The sequence below is a fragment of the Synechococcus sp. CCY9201 genome (genome assembly GCF_034931105.1).
Taxonomy (GTDB): Bacteria; Cyanobacteriota; Cyanobacteriia; order PCC-6307; family Cyanobiaceae; genus CBW1002.
The window spans coordinates 1-18971 of sequence record NZ_JAYGIC010000010.1 but is presented as its reverse complement, the minus strand read 5'-3'; the positions used below and the strand labels follow the sequence as shown (position 1 = coordinate 18971).

Genomic DNA, 18971 nt, shown 5'->3' with positions numbered 1-18971 from the left:
CAGTCTGGGATGGCAATCCGGCTGTCCAGGTCATCAGTGGGCTCCAGCCAGGTCTCCGCCGCGTCCGCCGGCCTCCTCTGCCATGCCGATCCGGGCGAACAGGTCGGTGCTGGCGGGGTTGAGGTGAATCACCTCCACGGAGCTGCCTCCGAGCTTGATGCGGCGGATCACCTGATCGAGGGCGGTGACTCCGCTCTGATCCCAGATGTGCGCCTCTCCCATATCGATGCTGACCCGGGCCGGATGCTCATGCACATCGAAGCCCTGGCGGAAATAGATGCTGCTCACGAAGAACAGCTGACCCCGCACGGTGTAGATGCGATGGTCGTCGCCGTCGAGGCGACTCTCCACCTCGATCACCTTGGCCACCTTGCGGCTGAACAGGATGCCCGCCAGGGCCACACCCGCCAGCAGACCGATGGCCAGGTTGTGGGTGAGCACGGTGATGACCACCGTGAGCACCATCACGGCGGTGTCGCTGCGGGGGATTCGGCGGATTTCGGTGATCGAGCGCAGATTGGCGGTGTTGATCGCGATCATGATCATCACGCCTACCAGGGTGGCCATGGGGATCTGATTCACCCACTCGCGGGCCAGCAGGATCATCGCCAGCAGGCTCATGCCCGAGGTGAGGGTGGAGAGCCGGGTGCGGCCGCCATACCCCACGTTCATCACCGACTGGCCCACCAGGGCACAGCCCGGCATGCCGCCGAACAGCGCGCTGACGATATTGCCGATCCCCTGTCCGCGGGCCTCGACGTTCTTGTGGCTGGTCTGGTCGGTGATGTCGTCGAGGATGTCCTGGGTGAGGAAGGTCTCCATCAGCCCCACCAGGGAGATGGCCAGAGCCGTCGGCAGGATCAGCCCGAGGGTGTTGAGGTTGAAGGGCACCTGGGGCAGACCGAAGCTCGGCAGACCCTGGGGCAGGGTGCCGAGCGACGCCACCGTGGGCACATCCAGCTTCAGCTGGATGGCGATCCCCGTGGTGATCAAGATGGCGATCAGGGCCGAGGGAATCACCTTGGTGACCCGTGGCAACAGATAGATCAGCACCAGGGTGAGCAGGGTCAGGCCCCACACCGCCGGCAACTGGGCGGGCTGCACCGTCACCACCTCGGGGTGGAAGGCGTCGAGGCCGAGCTGGGGGAGCTGGGCCAGCAGGATCAGGATCGCCAGGGCATTGACGAAACCAGCCATCACCGGCTGGGGCACGAAGCGCATCTGATGGGCCAGGCGCAGATAGCCCCAGGCGATCTGCAGCAGGCCCGTGAGGATGCCGGCGGCCAGCAGAAACTGCAGCCCCAGGCCCGCCCCCAGGGCATCGCCCTGCTGCACCAGGCCGGTCATCAGCAGGGCCGTGGAGCCGGTGGCCGAGGTGATCATCGCCATGCGGCCGCCCACGATCGCCAGGGTGACCGCCAGGCAGAAGGCACCGAACAGGCCCACACTGGGATCGACCCCGGCGATGCCGGAGAAGGCGATCGCCTCGGGGATCATGGCGAAGGCCACCACCAGGCCGGAGAGGACGTCGCGGTGGGGCTGCTGCCACCACTCGCGCAGCGGGACTTGCATCAGGAGTTTGGGTATCTGTTGGCTGGCTGTCCAGCGTCGCAGGCGCCCACCGGTCAGCGTTGCCAGAGGTGGGGCGATGCTGGAGGTAGGCGCGCGTCCAGGGATGGCTCGATTCGGTGAACTGCTCAGGGCCGCCAACAACCTCAAATTGCTGGCGGCGATCGGCCGCAGTGGTGGCGACCTGGGTTCGGTGGCGGATCTGGTCGACAACATGCTCGACACACCGCATATGGAGGCCTGCATCGGCCGCTTTCGCAGCGTCCCTGGTGGTGCCGCGATGATGGATGCCCGATACCCGCCCCTGCAGCCGGATCTGGATCGGCTGATCCAGCTGCCGGAGGGAAGCCTGGGCCGCAGCTACGCCCAGCTGATTCGTCAGCTCGACTACGACCCTGAATTCTTCCGGCCCAGGCCCACGGGAACCCAGGCCCACTGGTTGACCCAGCGCATCGCCACCACCCACGACATCCACCATGTGGTGAGTGGATTCGGCACGGTTTCCGAAGGGGAAAGTGGGGTGCTGGCGATCACCGCCTGTCAGATCGGCTTTCCCGCCTACGTGCTGCTCACCACAGCCGGACAACTGGCCACCTTCCGCTTCCAGACCGAGCGCCTGCCGCGACTGAGCGCGGCTGTGGCGCACGGCATGGCGATGGCTCGGCAGGCGAGTTGCCTGGCCGTGGCCCACTGGGAAGAGGGCTGGCACAGGCCGGTGGCCGATTGGCGGGAGGAGCTGGGGATCCTCGAACCCGCCGATGGTGAGCCCTATGGACTGACCCCAGCAGTACCCGCCGCCTGAGCCGAGCCCCGCAGAATCTCCCTGCGTTCAGACGAGCCCCGCAACCGCTCGCTCGAGCGCCTCATGACGACTGATCTCGAGGTGATCCACCGGCAGCTTGGCGTAGAGACCAAGCCTCTCGAGCCGCTTGCGGGTGGTGCCGTTGGCCCCCACCACAAACACCTGCCGACCTTTCTCCAGGGCCTCCTCCACCGCGTTCTCAACGGCGAGGGCTGCGGTGACCCCCAGGTGGGACACCTCCGTGAGGTCAAACACGATGGCCTGGCAACTGCCGATGGCGTTGTGCTCCCGGTCGATCGCCTTGGCCACCCCGAAGATCATGGCGCCGGTCAGCTGGAACAGCAGCACCTTGCCGTTGCCCCGATCCAGCAGGGCCTTCTCCTCACTGGGCAGATTGAGCTCTCCGTCGGCGGTGCTGACGGATTTCACCTGCTTCGACTGGAGCGAACTCATCCGGTCGATGGTGAGGATGTTGGCGATGAACACGCCGATGCCCACGGCCGCGATCAGATCGACCAGCACGGTGAGGCCGATCACCAGATACATGATCAGGGCGCCCTTGATCGAGATCCGATGGGCGCGCTTGAGGAAGCTCCAGTCGACGATGTCGACACCCACTTTCAGGGCGATGCCGGCCAGCACCGCCTGGGGGATCTGGGCCGCCAGGCGCGTGCCCGCCAGGATCACCAGCATCAGCACCAGGGCGCGGGTGATGCCCGAAAGGGCGCTGCGGCCACCGGCCTGGATGTTCACCACCGTGCCCATGGTGGCGCCGGCACCGGCGATGCCGCCGAACAGGCCCGAGACGAGGTTGCCGAGGCCCTGGCCGATCAGCTCCTTGTTCGAATCGCTCTCGGTGCGGGTGATGCTGTCGGCGATCACCGCCGTGAGCAGGGCATCGATACAGCCCAGCATCCCGAGCACGGCGCCGTTGACGAGCATCGTCTCCAGCTGGGGCAGGGAGAAGTAGGGCAGCTGCAGCTTCGGAAAACCGGAGGCGATCTCGCCGATCCGGCGGATCTCTTCACCATCGCCGCCGCCACTCAGCAGCGAGAGGGACAGGAGCGTGCCCAGGATCAGGGCGATCAGCTGGGGCGGCGCAATCGTCTTGACCTTCGATGGCGTCAGCCAGAGGATCGCCAGGGTGATCACCGCCAGGATCACTTCGGTGGGCCGGGCGCTGGTGATCAGGCCCGGCAGGGCATTCAAGGTGCCGAGCACCCCACCTTTGGGAATCGCCTGCCCCAGAAAGGGACCGATCTGAAGAATGATCAGGATGAAGCCGATCCCGGACATGAAGCCCGAGATCACGGTGTACGGCATCATCGTGACGTAACGGCCCAGCTTCAGGAAGCCGAACAGGATCTGGAACAGACCCGCCAGCATCACCACGGTGAAGGCCATGGCCAGGCCGTGTTCCGGATTCTGGGAGGTGAGCTTGGCAATCACCGCCGTCATCACCACTGTCATCGGACCGGTGGGCTCCGAGATCAGGGTGGGGGTGCCGCCGAACAGGGCGGCGAACAGGCCAACTAGCACGGCCCCCCAGAGGCCTGCGGCGGCACCAGCTCCGGAGGCGACACCGAAGGCCAGGGCCATGGGAAGGGCGATCACCGCGGCGGTGACGCCACCGAACAGGTCCCCCTTGATGTGCTGGGAGCTGATCCGGTTGAACACTGCCGAGGGCGAGAACGCCGGCGCAGCGGGAGGCGACATGGAGATGCAGACAAGGGAAATGTTCCGAAGGCACAGCGTCAGATGCTTGCCCGATACAGGCCGCCGGAGTGACGCGAACCTTAGGGATGAGGCTCCGTTCGCGTGGGCTCATCCGGAAACCGGGCCATCGCTCTTCACAAAGATCCTGTCCGTATGGCCTGTTTTCCCAGGGTTTTGCTCCTGCTGAAGGCATCCGAAAAGGGGCTGCCTAGGGTGCCAGCGGATTTGGTACCGGCGGATGAGCCCGATCTATACCGACAACAGCCTCAGCATCGGCAATACCCCGATGGTGCAGCTCAACCGGGTCACGGCCGGTTGCGGGGCGAGGGTTCTCGCCAAGATCGAGGGGCGCAATCCCGCCTATTCGGTGAAGTGCCGCATCGGTGCGGCCATGATCTGGCAGGCCGAGCAGGCCGGACGGCTGGGTCAGGGCAAGGAACTGATCGAACCCACCAGCGGTAACACCGGCATCGCCCTGGCCTTTGTGGCGGCCTCGCGCGGTATTCCCCTGACGCTCACCATGCCGGAAACCATGAGCCTGGAGCGGCGCAAGCTGCTTACGGCCTATGGCGCCCGTTTGATGCTCACCGAGGGGCGGCTGGGCATGGGCGGGGCGATCGGGGCTGCCAAGGAGCTGGCCGAGTCTGATCCGGATCGCTACGTGCTGCTGCAGCAGTTCAGCAATCCCGCCAATCCCCAGATTCACCACGACACCACGGGCCCCGAGATCTGGAACGACGCTGATGGCGAGGTGGACGTTCTGGTGGCGGGGGTCGGCACCGGCGGCACGATCTCCGGCGTGAGCCGCTACATCAAGACCACTCTGGGCCAGCCGTTGGTCTCGGTGGCGGTGGAGCCGGTCAACAGTCCGGTGATCAGCCAGGCGAAGGCCAACCTGCCGCTGCAGCCCGGATCCCACAAGATCCAGGGCATCGGGGCCGGTTTCCTGCCCGACAACCTGGATCTGGATCTGGTCGATCGCGTCGAAACCGTGAGCGACGACGACGCGATGGGCATGGCGCGCCGTCTGATGTGTGAGGAAGGCATCCTGGCCGGCATTTCCTGCGGAGCGGCCACCGTTGCTGCCTTGCGGCTGGCGCGGGAGGAGGCTTTCGCCGGCAGGACGATCGTGGTGGTGCTTCCCGATTCCGGTGAGCGCTATCTCAGTTCGGCCCTCTTCGAAGGCGTGTTCAACGAGCGTGGCCTGGCGGTCTGAACCAACCCGTGTTGACACCGATGAAGGGTGCGGGAGAGGCCTTGTATAAGGGGGTGATCCGTCGCAGCCGAAGGTCCGATGCCGGAGAACGACTCCCCAGCTGGTCTTCCAGTCGAAGCGCAACCTGTCGAAGCGCAACCAGCTGAAGCGCAACCAGCTGAAGCGCAACCAGTTGATGCTCAGCCAGAAGCTTTTCATCCACCAGCCGAGTCGTCTGAGCCAGCGCAGTCAGCTCCCTCTGAGCCCGAGATGCACCAGCCTTCAGCGGGTGTGCCAGGGACTGTCGCTGAGCTGCAGTCCGGTTCTGAGCTGAAGGCCCCGCCGCTCGAGAACCCTGTTGCGGCCATCGCGTCAGCGCCCGAAGCCGCCAGAGAGGGGGATGTTCACGTTGAGGTCATGTCTGCGACGGCTGTCCCGGTGGCGAGCCCTGCCCCCGCCCCCGTTCTGGAGGATCTGCCTGAGAAGCCTGTGGTGCAGGCGATCCATCCTGTGATTCCGGTGGCTGAGCCCGCGCCCCTGGCCCCGCGGCCAGCGCAGCCAGCAGGGGCAGCGGCCGAAACCTCTGCCGCAGAGGCCCTGCGGTTGCCGCTCCAGTTTCTCAATCAGGTGCTGGGCAAGCTTGGAGCATCCCAGCTGAAGTCCTTCGAGGATCTGCTGCCGGTGGCGCGGCTGCTGCTCCTGGCCGTGGTGGCCGGTGTGGCGCTCAAGCTCACGGGTGCCACCTTGCAGGCTATCGATGAGTTGCCCTTGATTGGTGGCCTGCTGGAGCTGGTCGGTCTGGTGGCGGTGCTTAATTTTCTCGCCCGCAACGCCCTGCGGCAGCAGAAGCGCGCCGAGCTGCTCAGCCGCATCCACCAGATCCGCAAGGATCTGCTGGGTTAGGCCTGGTCACGACGGATTTCGGTCAGAACCGGCCTGGTCTGGAGCGGCTTCAGTCGATCACGGCTTCCGTAACGGCATGGCACCGCCTGGGTCGCGGAGCTGACGGCCGCTCCTACCCTCCCAACAAACCGATTGTTCCGTCTGCAGCCGAGGCATGAGCCATCTCCGCGAGATCATGCAGCGCCTCAATGCAAAGGCGCCTTCTCCAGCCACGCCGCCGGCCCAGCTGGAGGGGCACCTGACTGCCTACGAACGGCAGCTGCACGACTGCAGCGATTCGATGCTCCAATACGAGGCGGTCTGGCTGGAAGAGCATCTGCAGGGTCTCGATCTCTGTGCCAGCAAGCCAGAGATGCGCGCGGCGGCCGGCGGTGCCGCCCATGTGGCCCTGCTGCGCCAGGAGAGTGAACGCTTCATCAGCCTGCTGCACGCTGAGATGGAGCGCCGCGAGCTTCAGCCGGCTCGGCATCGGGCTGCCGTGGTTCCCACCGAGCACGCCTGGGAACTGACCAATCCAGCGATCCGCCAGGCCTGGGGCATCGCCGACTCCTGAGCTTCAAAAAGGCACTGCCCGCCAGCACTGACGCCGTGAGTCGGGCGATCCACTCTTGGATCACCCTGCCGCTCAGGCTTCGTGCTGCTCTCCGCCGCCCAGCCGATCTGGTCGCTCCCGCAGCGCGAGGTGTGCGACGCCCTGCAGACCACCCCGACCGGGCTGAGCAGCGCCGAGGCTCTGCGGCGACTGGAGCGCTTCGGGTCCAACAGTCTGCCGGCCCTGCGTCGCCGCTCCCTCTGGCTGCGGTTTGTGGATCAGCTGGTGCATTTCATGGCCCTGTTGCTCTGGATCGCCGGCGGCCTGGCCTTTGTTGCTGGGACCCCGGCCCTCGGCTGGGCGATCTGGGCCGTGGTGCTGATCAACGGGGCGTTCTCCTTCTGGCAGGAATTCCAGGCTGAACGCACCCTGGCTGCCCTGACGCGCGCCCTGCCCCGCCAGGTGCAGGTGTGGCGCGATGGTCAGCTGCAGACCTGCCAGGCCGATCAGCTTGTTCCAGGCGATCGGGTCGCCCTGGAGGAAGGCGATCAGGTGCCGGCGGATGGGCGCCTGCTCGAATCGATCCGGCTTTATCTGGATGTGTCGGTTCTGACCGGCGAATCCCTGCCGGTGGCCCGTCAGGCCGAAACGCTGCCGCCGGAGCGCAGTGACCATCCGATCCCCACGCGCGAGCGCTCCAATCTGGTGCTGGCCGGCACTACCGTGGCCGCCGGCCGTGGCATTGCCGTGGTCTATGCCACCGGCGCCGAGACCGAGTTCGGTCAGGTGGCCCACCTCACGGCCAGCACCGAACGCAGCCCCAGCACCCTCGAACGGCAGGTGGCCCGCATCGTGCGGGTGATCACCACGATCGCGGTCTCGATGGGGCTGCTCGTGTTCGGTCTCAGCCTCGTGTTTGTCGGTATGGGGCCCTTGGAGGGCCTGGTGTTCGCCGTGGGGATCCTGGTGGCGAATGTGCCGGAGGGACTGCTCCCCAGCGTCACCCTCGCCCTGGCCCTGAACGTGCGCCGCATGGCCCAGCGCAACGCGTTGGTGCGGCGTCTGTCGGCGATCGAAACGCTCGGGTCGGTGAGCGTGATCTGCAGCGACAAGACCGGCACCCTCACCTGCAATCGCATGGCAGTGCAGGACACCTGGCTGCCGAACCCGGACCCGCTGCTGCACAACTGGTTGCTGGTCTGGTCGTGCCTGTGTTCCAACGCCCATCTCGAGCTGGCCCCGGCCCGGCATGTGGTGGGCGATCCCACCGAGGCGGCCCTGCTGGTGGCGGCCGATGCGGCCGGACTGAACCCCGAGCGGTTGCCCCAGCTCCATCCCCGCCGCCAGGAGATTCCGTTTGATTCGCACCGCCGTCGCATGAGCGTGGTGGTGGAGGCGGGCCCGGGCTGGCAGTCCGGTGGAAAGGGCTGGGGCTGGCTGGAGTCTCAGGCTCTGGTCATCACCAAGGGGGCGCCGCTGGAAGTGCTCGACCATTGCGTGTCGGGCATGGCTGCGGCGGGTCCGATCCCCTTGCTGGAGCCCGAGCGTCGCCGCATCCGCGAGGCCAATGACCGGCTGGCGAGCCAGGGCTACCGGGTGATCGCCGTGGCGATACGGCTGCTGCCCCACGATGGCGGGTCCGGCACGGATGCCAGTGAGGCTGTGGAGCAGCAGCAGGTGTTCGTGGGGTTGCTGGGGTTGTACGACCCCCCACGGCCGGAGGTGCCCGAGGCGATCCGGCGCTGCCGCGAGGCCGGCATCAAGGTCACCATGGTGACGGGCGACTACGGCGTGACCGCCCAGGCCATCGCCCAGCAGATCGGCCTGCTTGAGCCCAGCGCCGTCCGTCAGGCGGATCCGGTGCGGGTGATCGAGGGTGACGCCCTGGCCCGGATCAGTGATGTGCAGCTGCGCCAGCTGCTCAAATTCCGCACCCGCCTGGTGTTTGCCCGGATGGCTCCAGAGCAGAAGCTACGGCTGGTGCAGGCCTATCGCGCCCTCGGGGAGGTGGTGGCCGTGACCGGCGACGGTGTCAACGATGCCCCGGCCCTGCGAGCCGCCGATGTGGGCCTGGCGATGGGATGCAATGGCACCGATGTCGCCCGGGAAGCGGCGGACATCGTTCTGCTGGACGACAACTTCGCCACGATCATCGAGGCGATCCGCTACGGGCGGGCCGTGGTGAGCAACATCGGCAAATTTCTCACCTACATCCTCGCCTCCAACGTGCCGGAGATCCTGCCGTTCCTGGCGATGGTGGCGCTGCGCATCCCCGCGGCCCTCACGGTGCTGCAGATCCTGGCGGTGGATCTGGGCACCGATCTGCTGCCGGCCCTGGGTCTGGGGGCGGAGCCACCGGAGGCCGGTGGCATGCGCCGACCACCGCGGAAGCGGGATACGCCGTTGCTGAGCGGAGCCCTGTTGCTGCGGGCCTACCTGTTCCTCGGCTTGATCGAGGCCGTGCTGGCCATGGGGGGCTATCTGCTGGTGTGGCAGGGGGCGGGCTTTGATCTGGCGGCGCTGCGGCAGCTGGCGCCGGCCCTGTTGCATCGCAGTGCTCCAGCCGAGTTGCTCTGGTTGCAGCGTCAGGCCTCCGCCGTGGCCTTCTGCCTGATCGTGTTCTCCCAGGTGGGTGTGTTGCTGGCCTGCCGCAGGGAGCGGAGCAGCGGCTGGTCGCTGCCGGCCTGGCGGGACAATCCCCTGCTCTGGATTGGGGTCATGGCTGAGCTGGCCCTCACCGCCGCCTTGATCCTGACGCCGGCCCTGGCGGAGTTGTTCGCCATGGCCCCCTTCCCTGCCGCCTGGCTGCCCTGGATGCTGGTGGCGCCGGTGACCATCCTGCTGGCCGATGATCTGCGCAAGGGTCTGCTGCCGCTGCAGCGTGCCGGTTGACAGGCTCAGTTGGCCATGGTCACGAATTCTTCAGACACGCTGGGGTGCAGGGCCATGGTTCGGTCGAAGTCCGCCTTGGTGGCTCCCATGCCGATCGCAATGGCGGCCATCTGGATGATCTCGGCGGCGTGCTCACCCACCATCTGAACCCCCAGGACCCTGTCGGTGGCCGCCTCCACCACCAGCTTGAGCAGCACCCGCGGACCTCGAGCGGGCAGGGCCTGGGCCATGGGGCGGAACCGGGCCCGATGCACCCGCAGGCCCTCAGGGCCGCAGCGGGCGATCGCCTCCTCTTCGCTCAGGCCCACCGTGGCCAGTTCCGGCTGACTGAATACGGCACTGGCCACTAGGTCATGGTTCACCTGCCTGGGTTTGCCGCCATACACCGAGTCGGCGAAGGCGCGCCCCTCATCCACCGCCACCGGGGTGAGGTTGATCACGTCGGTGGCATCTCCCACCGCGTAGATATGGGGCACGTTGGTGGCCTGGTTTCTGTCCACCGGGATGCGCCGGCCGTTGTCTGTGGCCACGCCGGCCGCATCCAGGTGCAGAGGCTCCAGATAGGGATGGCGGCCGGTGGCCAGCAACACCCCACCACAGGCGATCTGTTCGCCGCTCTGGGTGGTCACCACCAGGGCCCCCGGCTCTCCTGCGATCTGGGCGGGGCTGTGGGCGAAGCGGATGTCGATGCCGCCCGCTTCCATGCCCTCCTGCACGGCGTGGGCGGCCTCCAGATCAAAGCCGCGCAGCAGGTGATCACCGCGCACCAGCTGGGTCACCTGGACGCCGAGCCCATTGAGGATGCAGGCGAATTCGCAGGCGATGAAGCCCGCACCCACAATCACGACCCGCTCCGGCAAGGATTCGAGCAGGAACAGGTCGTCGCTCACCCAGCATTGCTCGGCCCCCTGGATCAGCGGGCGGGTGGGTCGGCCCCCCACGGCGATCAGGATCCGTTCACCGCGCAGGATGCGGGGCGGGCTGCCGGGGGCCGGATCCGATTCCGAGGACTGGTCACGGAGGGTGGCTGGTGTTGCCGTCACTGCCATGCTGCGGGAATCGAGGAAGTGGCCCCAGCCACGTACCAGCTCCACCCCCGCCTTCTCGAGCAGGCCGATGTGCAACTGGTTGAGCCGATCCACTTCGGCGCGCACGTTGGCGAGCAGGGTGCCGGCGTCGTGGCGCACCTCTCCCATCGACCAGCCGTAGCTGGCCGCATCGGCCAGCAGGTGCTTGTAGGCGGAGCCGTAGACCAGCAGTTTCTTGGGCACGCAGCCGCGGATCACGCAGGTGCCGCCCACCCGATCCCCCTCCACGATCGCCACGCGGGCGCCGTAGGACGCGGCCCGTTTGGCGGCGGCCAGGCCGCCGGAGCCGGCACCGAGCACGATCAGATCGAAGTGGTCGCTCATGGCAGGGGAGCTCTCGATGCCTATCGCTGGGCCTCAAGCTATGTCAATCAGGCGAACTCACTTGGGCGAGGTCTCTGAGGTCAGGTGATCAGCGGGCGTTCAGTCGGGCAGCAGGGTGCCGCTGAGGACGGCCTTGTCGAGCCGGGCGCTGGCCAGGGATGTGTCGCGCAGGTCGCAGCCGCTCAGATCGGCTTCACTCAGATCGGCGCCCGAGAGGTTGGCGCCGTAGAGGCAGGCGCCGCGCAGGTCGGCGCCGTGCAGCTGGGAGCCCTGCAGCTGGGCATAGCTGAGATCGGCACCCCGCAGATCGGCCCGGCCCAGATCAGTGAGCTGGTCGAGGCCGCTGCGGAAATCGGCCTCCACCAGGCGGGTGTCGCGCCAGTGGCTGCCGGCTGCCACCACCCCCCGCAGGCAGCAGCGGTGCATCAGGGCCCCGGAGAAGTCGGCGTTCTGGAGCCGGGCGCCGGAGAGATCGGCGTCGTGCCAGAAGGAACCCGCGGCCTGCAGCCCGGAAAGATCCGCTCCCCAGAGCAGGGCCCCCTGGAAACGGCAACCGGTCACCTGGGCCCGTTGCCAGCGGCTGCGGCCGAAGCGGGCTTCCTGGAAGGTGCCTCCGCTGAGGTCACAGTCGCTCAGGTCGAGATCGACACCATCGAGATCACGGAGCTGCAGGCCCGGGAACTGCCGATCTCCAGCGGCGAGGGCCTGGCGCAGGCTTGCAAGATCGGTGGGCAGACCTGGCGAGACAGGCACGTCTGCAGAGGAGGGAGACGACACAGCAGCTCGGCAGCCTGTCAGAGGATCGCCGCCAGGGCGTCGAGCTGCTGGCGCTTCGCCGAGAGCATCAACTTTTCGGCGCGGGCCAGCAACTTGAACACGCTTTTATCGATCACCTCGTAGAACACCAGGCTTCCCTCCGGCCGTCGCCGCACCACACCGGCGATGGTGAGCAGCTTGAGGTGTTTCGATACCAGGGCCTGGCTGTGGCCTGTCTTCTCCACCACGGCCGTCACGTTGAGCGGTCCGGCGCGCAGGGCGTCGAGCACGGCGAGCCGGTTGGGTTCGGAAAAGACCTTGAAGTATTCGGCGAGGGCGTCCATCGCGGAGAGGGCCGCAGCAGGCGGCGATGGCTGGAGCCCAAGCCTAGCGTGGATCTCCATCATCTCCTCAACGCGCTCTGCTGTTTCAAGAAAACTGGCAAGACGTTGTATTGCGATGACGTTGTTTCAAGTTGTCCTGTCCCAGCCCGGCACAGCCCGGCCGTTCCGGTCGCGCCCTCGCCCCGGCTTCGAGTCCATTCCATGCTCGGCGCGATGGAGGCCGATGACAACCGCGAGCACGTTGATCGCAAGGCGCCGTTGAACCGGCTGGGTCATCGTTCAGCAGCGGAGACGGAGGACCAAGAGAGTGATCTGGTGCAGTCGTGCGTATTGGATTTTCCGGCTTTCTGCTGTTCAAGGAGCTCTCCCGCCGATTGCAGAAGGCTGGCCGTCCGGAGCTCAGCCGCCTGTTCAACCTGATGGCCCGCGATGAGGCGCGCCATGCAGGCTTTCTCAACCGTGCCCTGATGGCAGAAGGCATCGAGATCGATCTGCCCAGCCTCGGCACCAAGCGGCCGATCACCTGGTTTCCGCTCAGCTGGGTGCTGGATTCGTTCTACCTCTCGAAATACATCGGCACCTGGCGTTCCATCCTCATCGACCGCCCTCTCAAGGCCCATCCTGACCATGCCTTCGCGCCGTTGTTCGACTTTTGCGAGCCCTGGTGTCAGGACGCGAATCGGCATGGAGACTTTTCAACCTGTTGATCCGTTGCTGGCCTGGCCTGCGTCAGGGGCTTCAAGGGCGACTGCTTCGTCGATCTCCAATGTTCTGCCATCTCAGCCATGGCCGCAGGATGGGCCGCGCCGCCTTAAGTTGACGCCGCTACAGCACCCGTGGCAAAAGGACCATGCTCTGGCAGGCGGTGCGAGGAACTCTGGGAATTGCACTGCTGCTTTTGGTGGCGTGGTTGTTCTCGCAGGATCGGAGGGCCACGCCCTGGCGGCTGATCGGGGTGGCCCTGGCCACCCAGCTGGGGCTTGGGGTGTTGCTGTTTCAGCTGGCGTTCGGCCGGGTGGTGTTTTCCTGGCTGAATGGGGCTGTGGTGGCGCTACTGGCGCCTGCCCGCACGGGTGCTGAATTCGTGTTTGGCTCGCTGGCGGTGCCCGCGGGCGAACAGGGCAGCCTGGGCTTGATCCTGGCCTTCCAGGCCTTCCCGATTGCCATTTTTTTCGCAGCTCTCACGGCTCTGCTCTATCACCTGGGGGTCATGCAGAGGGTGATTGCCACTCTGGCGCGCTTCTTCCGCCGGAGCCTGGGAATCACAGGCGTGGAGGCAACCGTGACCGCCAGCAATGTGTTTGTGGGGATTGAATCGATGCTCACGATTCGCCCTTATCTGGCCACTGCCCAGCCGCATGAACTGGCGGTGGTACTCACCGCCGGCATGGCCACCATCGCCAGCACCATGCTGGGGCTGTATGTGGGTGTGCTCCAGCCCCACTTTCCGGGCATTGCCGGCCATCTGATCACGGCCAACCTGCTGAGTGCTCCGGCGGCAGTGATGATGGCGCGCCTCCTCGTGCCGGCACCGCTGGTGCGGCTGCCTGTACCAGCCAGCGAATCACGGCCGCTGCTGCCCGAGCCGGTGCAAGAGGTGCGCTATGGGAGCAGCGTGGAGGCCATCACCCAGGGCGCCAACGATGGCCTGAAGCTGGCCGTGGGCATCACGGCCGTGCTGATTGCCTTCGTTGGACTGCTCGCCTTGACCAATTCAGGCATCGGCTGGGTGGGCGGCTGGTTCGGCCAGCCGCAGGCCACGCTGCAATCCCTGCTGGCCTGGGTGTTTGTTCCGTTTGTGTGGATGATCGGAGTGCCCTTCAGCGACGCGGTACCAGCTTCGGAACTGCTGGCGTTGCGGCTGGTGGCCACGGAGGTGCCTGCGTTCGTCAGCCTGGCCAGCAGCCTGCAGGCGGGCCAATGGAGCGATCCGCGCTCGGTGGTGATCCTCGCCTACGCACTCTGCGGCTTTGCCCATCTCCCCTCGCTGGGAATCTTTGTGGGGGGGTTGTGTGCGTTGGCGCCCGAGCAGAAGGGAGTGGTGGGAACACTGGCCTGGCGCGTGCTGCTGGCCTCCACGCTGGCCTGCCTGCTCACCGGTGCAGTGGCAGGATTGCTGGGTGGATTCACGGGATTCTCGTTGACACCATAAGCGTTGTTGGTGCTGATGCCAGAGCTGCGGGCACCAGATGTTCTGGCCCGAAGCATGACGACTCGCCGAAAACTTTTGGTTGAGGGGCTCCCGCCATCGGGGAGCCCCCACTGCTCAGGTGTTGTTGGCGACCCTGGGCAGCAGCTCTCAGCTCACCGCTACATCCACAACCCGGCCGCCGAGGCGATTGACCCGACGCAGGGCTTCATTCATGCGGCTGAAGGGAATCCGCAGCACGTAGGCACCACTGCGGACGTAGGAATTGTCGGCGATGCCGGTGGCGGTGATCGTCACCACGCGGCCAGAGGCGTCGCTGCTGCGGCTGCCGGCATCCACCCGCAGGGCTTCGCGGCGATGGCTCTGGGTGGGGGTGCTGCGGAACTCACCGGACTCGAACGACTCGCCCAGATCGTGGGTCGTGCTCACCAGGGCCTGGAACGGTCCTTCGGTGGAGACAATCACCACTCGGGGTGCCGAACCCTGGACGGGCAGAGCCCGATCCTGATGGAGGGCTTTCCCAAGCCGGAACTGGTTGCCGGAGGCGTCGCCCTTGGCTGAGGCGGCGGCGCCACGGGCCAGTTGCATCAGCCAGGAGAACTGGCGGCCCTCATGGCCCTTGGAGTAATCCCAGCCGTGCAGATAGGGAACGGTATCCTGACCGAAACGCTCCTGATATTCGACGCTATCGATGTAGGAATCAATCTCTGCATCATAACCCTGCTCCTGCAGGATTGTGAAGTGATGCAGCATCTCCGCCTTGTTCTGGGGAGCCCGGCCGAGCAGATGCTTGTGGTTGAGCTCAATGAAACGGTAGGGATTGCTGTTCTCGAAGAAGCGGCTGCGGTAGAGGCCGCTCTTGGCGACGGCCCGCACCAGCTCGCGGACGTTGAGGTAATCGTTGCGGAACAGGGATTCCACGGCGCTCAGCCGCTCGCTGGCCATCACGTATTGATAGCCGAGAACCTGCCGATAGACCGCCCGGATGATGGTGCTTCGGTCCTCGGATGAGGCGTGCGACCAGCTTTCCTTGTCGCGATCATTGGCGAAGCGATCAATGCCCAGCTGGGGCGCTCTGACCAGGGTCATGCGAAGAATGGCAAAAGGGCTAGGGGAGGGCACATGGCAACAGTCATGGCCGGCGCGATGCTAGGTGTAACTGTCCGAGGAAATCATGCAACGGCGTCGCTGTATGCAAACTCTACGAATCTACTGCTTGAATGATGCGTTTGCTCACGAAATATGTAGTCATGTTATGAGCATCTCGTCCGGTCGACCTCCCTATCCATCCCCTCCGGCTCGAACCCCCTGAGCTCTTGATCTCTCGAGCTCCTGGGCCTCCGTTCCTGGCTCCTCGTCCCTGAAGCTGAAGCTTCGCCCGGGCTTCGGCGTCAGGCCCGCATGCGGCTGGCCTGATGGCTGTCCAGTCGGATCAGGTCAGCTGTGCTGCCACCGCTTTGGCGGCGACGGGCCCGCAGGGCCTGGTCGGAGGGGAGGCGCAGCTGGCTGGCCAGGCCCAGCTGCTTCAGCAGCAGGATGAAGCGATAGGTGGGATCGGGCAGGACAACCGGTTCGCCCTGGCGCAGGCCCAGGCCCTGGCGGGCTGAGGAGGGGAAGGCGTGGTGCAGGTTGTGCCAACCCTCACCCAGGGTGATCAGGGCGACCCAGCGGTTGTTGCGGCTGGCATCGCCGCTCTCGAAGGGCTGCTCTCCCCAGAGGTGGGCCGCGGAGTTCACCGTCGCCACGCCGTGGAACAGGACCGTGGTGCTGAGGCAGAAGGCCGCCAGCCAGGGCAGGCCGCCCAGGGCGTAGGAGAGGCCCGCCAGGGCCAGCACCGGCAGCATGTGCAAGCGGTCGATCGCCCGCAGCACCGGATCGGCTTCCACATCCGCAGGCAGCTGTTCGGGGAAGAAGCTGCTGCTCAGCAGCCAGCCCGCCTGGGAACGCCAGAGGCCATGCCACCAGCCCGTCGCCGGCTGCAGGGGGCTGTGGGGGTCGCGGGGGGTGTCCACATGGCGATGGTGCTGCTGGTGATGGGCCTTCCACCAGCTCGGTCCCATCTGTCCGGCGGAGGCCGCCACCAGGGAGCCAAGCCACCAGATCGGCCGCGGTGCCCGGTAACTGCCGTGGGTGATCAGCCGGTGGTAGATCGCCGTGGTGGCCAGCATCCGCGCCAGATACAGCCCCACGGCCCACAGCGCTGCTCCCAGCTCCAGGCCCGTGCTCAGCAGCAGCAGGCAGCCCAGATGGCTGAGGATGATCAGAACGGGGCCACATCCGTAGGCCAGCCGGCGGCGAAGAGGGATCAGAAATCAGCTCACAGCAGGACTGATCCTAGGCAGCCGACACGGCTCGACTGAACGGTCAGCCTTCCTCCGCCCGTTCTTCCCCTGGGTCTGGCATCGGGCAGGCGCGCGTCTGGTGGAAGCGGGAGAAGTCGATCACCGCCCGGGCACCGTCGGTTTCCACCATGTCCACGAAGCAGCGCCCGAAGGCGATGCAGTCGACCGGATAGCTGGCGTGGGCGTGGATTGGACGCTCCAGGATTCCGTCGGTGCCGCTGAAGGACACCACCACCTCGGCATGGTCCACCGCCAGCTGGTCGGGACCCAGTCCCCACAGGGGGCTGTCGCGGTTGATCGGATGCATCGCCGTCCAGGCCAGGGTGAAGGCGATGCCGTCTTCCCGGCTGAGGCGCAGGGGATGCAGTCGCCGCATCCGGTGGCCTTCGCTGCTGCGCTCGTCGATGCTGAGGTAGGCCTTCAGATTCGCTCCCAGGATGGTGTTGCGTCGCTCATTGGCCACCCGGAAGGTGAGGGTGGGAACGCCGTTGTAGGGATGCACCGCCGCCAGGCTGGAGAAACGGATCCGGGCCGAGCTGCGGGAAAAGCGGGCAAAGGCCAGGCCGGTGGTGAGGGCGATGAAGATCAGCCCCGTCAGCGCCTCGGCGGTCACGATCAGGTGGGCGGTGAGGCTGCTGGGGTGGAGCACGCCGTAGCCGATCGAGCCCAGGGTCTGGACGCTGAAGAAGAAGGCGTCCGCGAAACTGGCCGCGCCTCCGCCTGAAACCCCGCCGATGCCGGCCGGATCCAGCCGGTACAGCGCGGCGAACAGCAGGTTGATCAGCAGGTACAGCGTCGTGATCAGCCCCAGGAACAGGGGCCACGACACGGACAGCATCAGCAGGTAGGGCTCTCGCCAGTGGCGGAAGCCGCTCTGTGCCTCGGTGATCGTGAGCAGGCCCCTCAGGCGTCTGGCCTGTTCCCGTTGTTCGGGTCGGCGCTGCGGCCGCCTCTGGCTCACTCCTCGCCGCCTTCGCCGCCTTCACCGCCTTCATCTGAACCGTGCATCTCCTGATCCTTGGTCTTGCCCTGCATCGCCCCCTCGCCCATCGCTTCCTTCTGCATCTTCGGTGCGGTCTGCGGAGCCGGCGTGCTCATGCCGGACGACTCTTCGCCGCCACTGCCGGAGTCGGGTGCCTTGCCGCAGCCCACGGCTCCGGCCATCAGGCCGGCGGTGGCAAGAAACAGAGCGATGCTGGGGCGGGCCATGGAGGTGGTGCGGCTGGCCACCATTCTTGAGGAGACCGCGCCCGGCGGTGGCTGCTGGGCGGAGCAGGTCGTGATCCATCGGCCTGGCTGACGTGATCAACCGCCGCAGTGGCGCGGATCAACAGGCACAGCGCGGCGTGATCCAACGGCAAAGCATGGTGGGATCCACCGACGGCCTCCGTTCATGCGCTTCATTGTCGAGCCCCTGTTCAGCCCTGAGGCGACCCGTGCCCTGGCTGAGGCGCTGCGGGCCGACGACGCTCCCTGGCGGCCCGGTGCCGAAACCGCCGGTTGGCATGCCCGCGGGGTGAAACGCAACCGGCAGCTGGAGCGGGGCTCCGACCTGCATCACCAGCTGGAGGCTCAGGTGCGGGAGGCCCTGCTGGCCGATCCGCTGGTGCGTTCGGCGGCCCTGCCGTTGCATGTCCATGGGGTGCTGTTCAGCCTCACCGGCCCTGGCGAGGGCTATGGGCGCCACGTGGATAACGCCTTCATGGCCGGTGGTCGCTCTGACCTGTCCTTCACGGTGGCCCTCACCGATCCAGCGGCCTACGAGGGTGGTGATCTGGTGCTGGAGTCGCCGGATCGGGAGGAGCGCGTGCGTCTCGGCTCAGGCCAGGCGATCGTGTATCCCAGCACCCTGCTGCATCGGGTCGAGCCGGTCACCGCCGGTGAGCGCCTGGTGGCGGTGGGCTGGATCCAGAGTCGCATCCGCAGCAGTGAACAGCGGGAACTGCTGTTTGAGCTGGACGCGGCGCGGCGGGCCCTGTTTCAGCAGCAGGGCAAGGGGGAGATCTTCGATCTGCTCTGCCGCAGCTACACCAACCTGCTGCGGATGTGGGGCGAGTGAGGCCGGCGCCCCGGAAGCCATGTAACAGTCTTTCTGCGTAACAACAGTAGCGTTATACAGTTTGACTGTTGCTTCGTCGCTTTCGGCGTGTCCGCCCATGACTGCTGCCATCCCCGGGTCCATCTCGGACCATGCCCGGCCTGCCGATGCCGTGATGCGCAAGGGGTTCGGGCCACGCGTCCGGCGGCTGCATGGCCGCATCGGCGCCGCGCACCACAAGGCGGAAGGCATGGCCTTCTCCCGCTCGCTGCTGGCCGGAGAAGCCAGTCCGCTGCAGCTGGCCGCCCTGCTGCGGGCCCT

Annotated in this window: 16 protein-coding genes and 2 pseudogenes; 9 read left to right on the top strand and 9 right to left on the bottom strand. The window is 66.5% G+C overall.

What is annotated here, in order from left to right:
- Positions 1 to 33 precede the first annotated feature (33 nt).
- Positions 34 to 1572, bottom strand: coding sequence for a SulP family inorganic anion transporter (locus tag VB716_RS00965; RefSeq protein ID WP_197154997.1), 1539 nt, complete (start codon positions 1570 to 1572; stop codon positions 34 to 36).
- A gap of 103 nt (positions 1573 to 1675) precedes the next feature.
- Here VB716_RS00965 and VB716_RS00960 point away from each other — a divergent pair, with 103 nt between their 5' ends.
- Complete coding sequence (locus VB716_RS00960; RefSeq protein ID WP_323269487.1) at positions 1676 to 2371, top strand: Coq4 family protein; 696 nt, start codon at positions 1676 to 1678, stop codon at positions 2369 to 2371.
- Positions 2372 to 2398: 27 nt separating this feature from the next.
- On the opposite strand, the gene VB716_RS00955 is transcribed toward VB716_RS00960, so the two are convergent.
- Complete coding sequence (locus VB716_RS00955; RefSeq protein ID WP_197170044.1) at positions 2399 to 4087, bottom strand: SulP family inorganic anion transporter; 1689 nt, start codon at positions 4085 to 4087, stop codon at positions 2399 to 2401.
- Positions 4088 to 4325: 238 nt separating this feature from the next.
- Here VB716_RS00955 and cysK point away from each other — a divergent pair, with 238 nt between their 5' ends.
- From cysK to VB716_RS00935, 4 genes are all read left to right on the top strand, one after another.
- On the top strand, positions 4326 to 5303 hold the full coding sequence (gene cysK, locus VB716_RS00950) for a cysteine synthase A (RefSeq protein WP_197170045.1): 978 nt from the start codon (positions 4326 to 4328) through the stop codon (positions 5301 to 5303).
- Positions 5304 to 5720: 417 nt separating this feature from the next.
- Positions 5721 to 6185 carry a CAAD domain-containing protein gene (locus VB716_RS00945; RefSeq protein WP_197155003.1) on the top strand — a complete coding sequence of 155 codons (465 nt, stop codon included), beginning with the start codon at positions 5721 to 5723 and terminating at the stop codon, positions 6183 to 6185.
- A 154-nt stretch (positions 6186 to 6339) separates the two neighbouring features.
- Positions 6340 to 6738: a hypothetical protein gene (locus tag VB716_RS00940; RefSeq protein ID WP_322757100.1), complete on the top strand. Its 399-nt coding sequence runs from the start codon at positions 6340 to 6342 to the stop codon at positions 6736 to 6738.
- Positions 6739 to 6819: 81 nt separating this feature from the next.
- Positions 6820 to 9609 (top strand): cation-transporting P-type ATPase, encoded by a 2790-nt coding sequence (locus VB716_RS00935; protein WP_323269486.1) that lies wholly within the window; start codon positions 6820 to 6822, stop codon positions 9607 to 9609.
- A gap of 5 nt (positions 9610 to 9614) precedes the next feature.
- Here the strand turns inward: VB716_RS00935 and gorA are convergent, their stop codons facing one another.
- From gorA to VB716_RS00920, 3 genes are all read right to left on the bottom strand, one after another.
- The gene (gene gorA, locus VB716_RS00930; RefSeq protein WP_323269485.1) at positions 9615 to 11021 is read right to left on the bottom strand and encodes a glutathione-disulfide reductase; all 1407 of its coding nucleotides are present in this window, start codon (positions 11019 to 11021) and stop codon (positions 9615 to 9617) included.
- A gap of 99 nt (positions 11022 to 11120) precedes the next feature.
- Entirely contained in the window at positions 11121 to 11774 is a 654-nt protein-coding gene (locus VB716_RS00925; RefSeq protein WP_323269484.1) for a pentapeptide repeat-containing protein, read from the bottom strand.
- 41 nt (positions 11775 to 11815) lie between these two features.
- The gene (locus VB716_RS00920) at positions 11816 to 12121 is read right to left on the bottom strand and encodes a metalloregulator ArsR/SmtB family transcription factor (protein WP_323250034.1); all 306 of its coding nucleotides are present in this window, start codon (positions 12119 to 12121) and stop codon (positions 11816 to 11818) included.
- A 198-nt stretch (positions 12122 to 12319) separates the two neighbouring features.
- On the opposite strand from VB716_RS00920, the pseudogene VB716_RS00915 reads away from it, so the two are divergent.
- Positions 12320 to 12881 (top strand): annotated as a pseudogene (locus VB716_RS00915) (ferritin family protein); the annotation flags it as partial.
- A 90-nt stretch (positions 12882 to 12971) separates the two neighbouring features.
- A complete protein-coding gene (locus VB716_RS00910; RefSeq protein ID WP_323269483.1) occupies positions 12972 to 14273 on the top strand; it encodes a NupC/NupG family nucleoside CNT transporter in 1302 nt (433 codons plus the stop codon).
- A gap of 147 nt (positions 14274 to 14420) precedes the next feature.
- On the opposite strand, the gene VB716_RS00905 is transcribed toward VB716_RS00910, so the two are convergent.
- The 4 genes from VB716_RS00905 to VB716_RS00890 form a co-directional block, all read right to left on the bottom strand.
- Positions 14421 to 15359, bottom strand: a complete 939-nt coding sequence (locus tag VB716_RS00905) for a phycobilisome rod-core linker polypeptide (protein ID WP_197159233.1) — start codon at positions 15357 to 15359, stop codon at positions 14421 to 14423.
- A 302-nt stretch (positions 15360 to 15661) separates the two neighbouring features.
- A complete protein-coding gene (locus tag VB716_RS00900; protein ID WP_322757094.1) occupies positions 15662 to 16459 on the bottom strand; it encodes an acyl-CoA desaturase in 798 nt (265 codons plus the stop codon).
- A gap of 175 nt (positions 16460 to 16634) precedes the next feature.
- On the bottom strand, positions 16635 to 17573 hold the full coding sequence (locus VB716_RS00895) for an ion channel (protein WP_231597857.1): 939 nt from the start codon (positions 17571 to 17573) through the stop codon (positions 16635 to 16637).
- Positions 17570 to 17821: a hypothetical protein gene (locus VB716_RS00890; protein ID WP_197155025.1), complete on the bottom strand. Its 252-nt coding sequence runs from the start codon at positions 17819 to 17821 to the stop codon at positions 17570 to 17572. The genes VB716_RS00895 and VB716_RS00890 overlap by 4 nt, the downstream gene beginning before the upstream one ends.
- 184 nt (positions 17822 to 18005) lie before the next feature.
- On the opposite strand from VB716_RS00890, the gene VB716_RS00885 reads away from it, so the two are divergent.
- Together VB716_RS00885 and VB716_RS00880 are read left to right on the top strand one after the other, a co-directional pair.
- The gene (locus tag VB716_RS00885; protein WP_197155027.1) at positions 18006 to 18671 is read left to right on the top strand and encodes a Fe2+-dependent dioxygenase; all 666 of its coding nucleotides are present in this window, start codon (positions 18006 to 18008) and stop codon (positions 18669 to 18671) included.
- Between the two features lie 97 nt (positions 18672 to 18768).
- A pseudogene (locus VB716_RS00880) lies at positions 18769 to 18971 on the top strand (heme oxygenase); the annotation flags it as partial.

What these genes read in the sequence shown, in the direction of transcription:
- VB716_RS00965 (WP_197154997.1), bottom strand. Translation starts at nt 1,572, where the DNA reads ATGCAAGTCCCGCTGCGCGAGTGGTGGCAGCAGCCCCACCGCGACGTC.
- VB716_RS00960 (WP_323269487.1), top strand. Translation starts at nt 1,676, where the DNA reads ATGGCTCGATTCGGTGAACTGCTCAGGGCCGCCAACAACCTCAAATTG.
- VB716_RS00955 (WP_197170044.1), bottom strand. Translation starts at nt 4,087, where the DNA reads ATGTCGCCTCCCGCTGCGCCGGCGTTCTCGCCCTCGGCAGTGTTCAAC.
- cysK (WP_197170045.1), top strand. Translation starts at nt 4,326, where the DNA reads ATGAGCCCGATCTATACCGACAACAGCCTCAGCATCGGCAATACCCCG.
- VB716_RS00940 (WP_322757100.1), top strand. Translation starts at nt 6,340, where the DNA reads ATGAGCCATCTCCGCGAGATCATGCAGCGCCTCAATGCAAAGGCGCCT.
- gorA (WP_323269485.1), bottom strand. Translation starts at nt 11,021, where the DNA reads ATGAGCGACCACTTCGATCTGATCGTGCTCGGTGCCGGCTCCGGCGGC.
- VB716_RS00920 (WP_323250034.1), bottom strand. Translation starts at nt 12,121, where the DNA reads ATGGACGCCCTCGCCGAATACTTCAAGGTCTTTTCCGAACCCAACCGG.
- VB716_RS00910 (WP_323269483.1), top strand. Translation starts at nt 12,972, where the DNA reads ATGCTCTGGCAGGCGGTGCGAGGAACTCTGGGAATTGCACTGCTGCTT.
- VB716_RS00905 (WP_197159233.1), bottom strand. Translation starts at nt 15,359, where the DNA reads ATGACCCTGGTCAGAGCGCCCCAGCTGGGCATTGATCGCTTCGCCAAT.
- VB716_RS00890 (WP_197155025.1), bottom strand. Translation starts at nt 17,821, where the DNA reads ATGGCCCGCCCCAGCATCGCTCTGTTTCTTGCCACCGCCGGCCTGATG.
- VB716_RS00885 (WP_197155027.1), top strand. Translation starts at nt 18,006, where the DNA reads ATGCGCTTCATTGTCGAGCCCCTGTTCAGCCCTGAGGCGACCCGTGCC.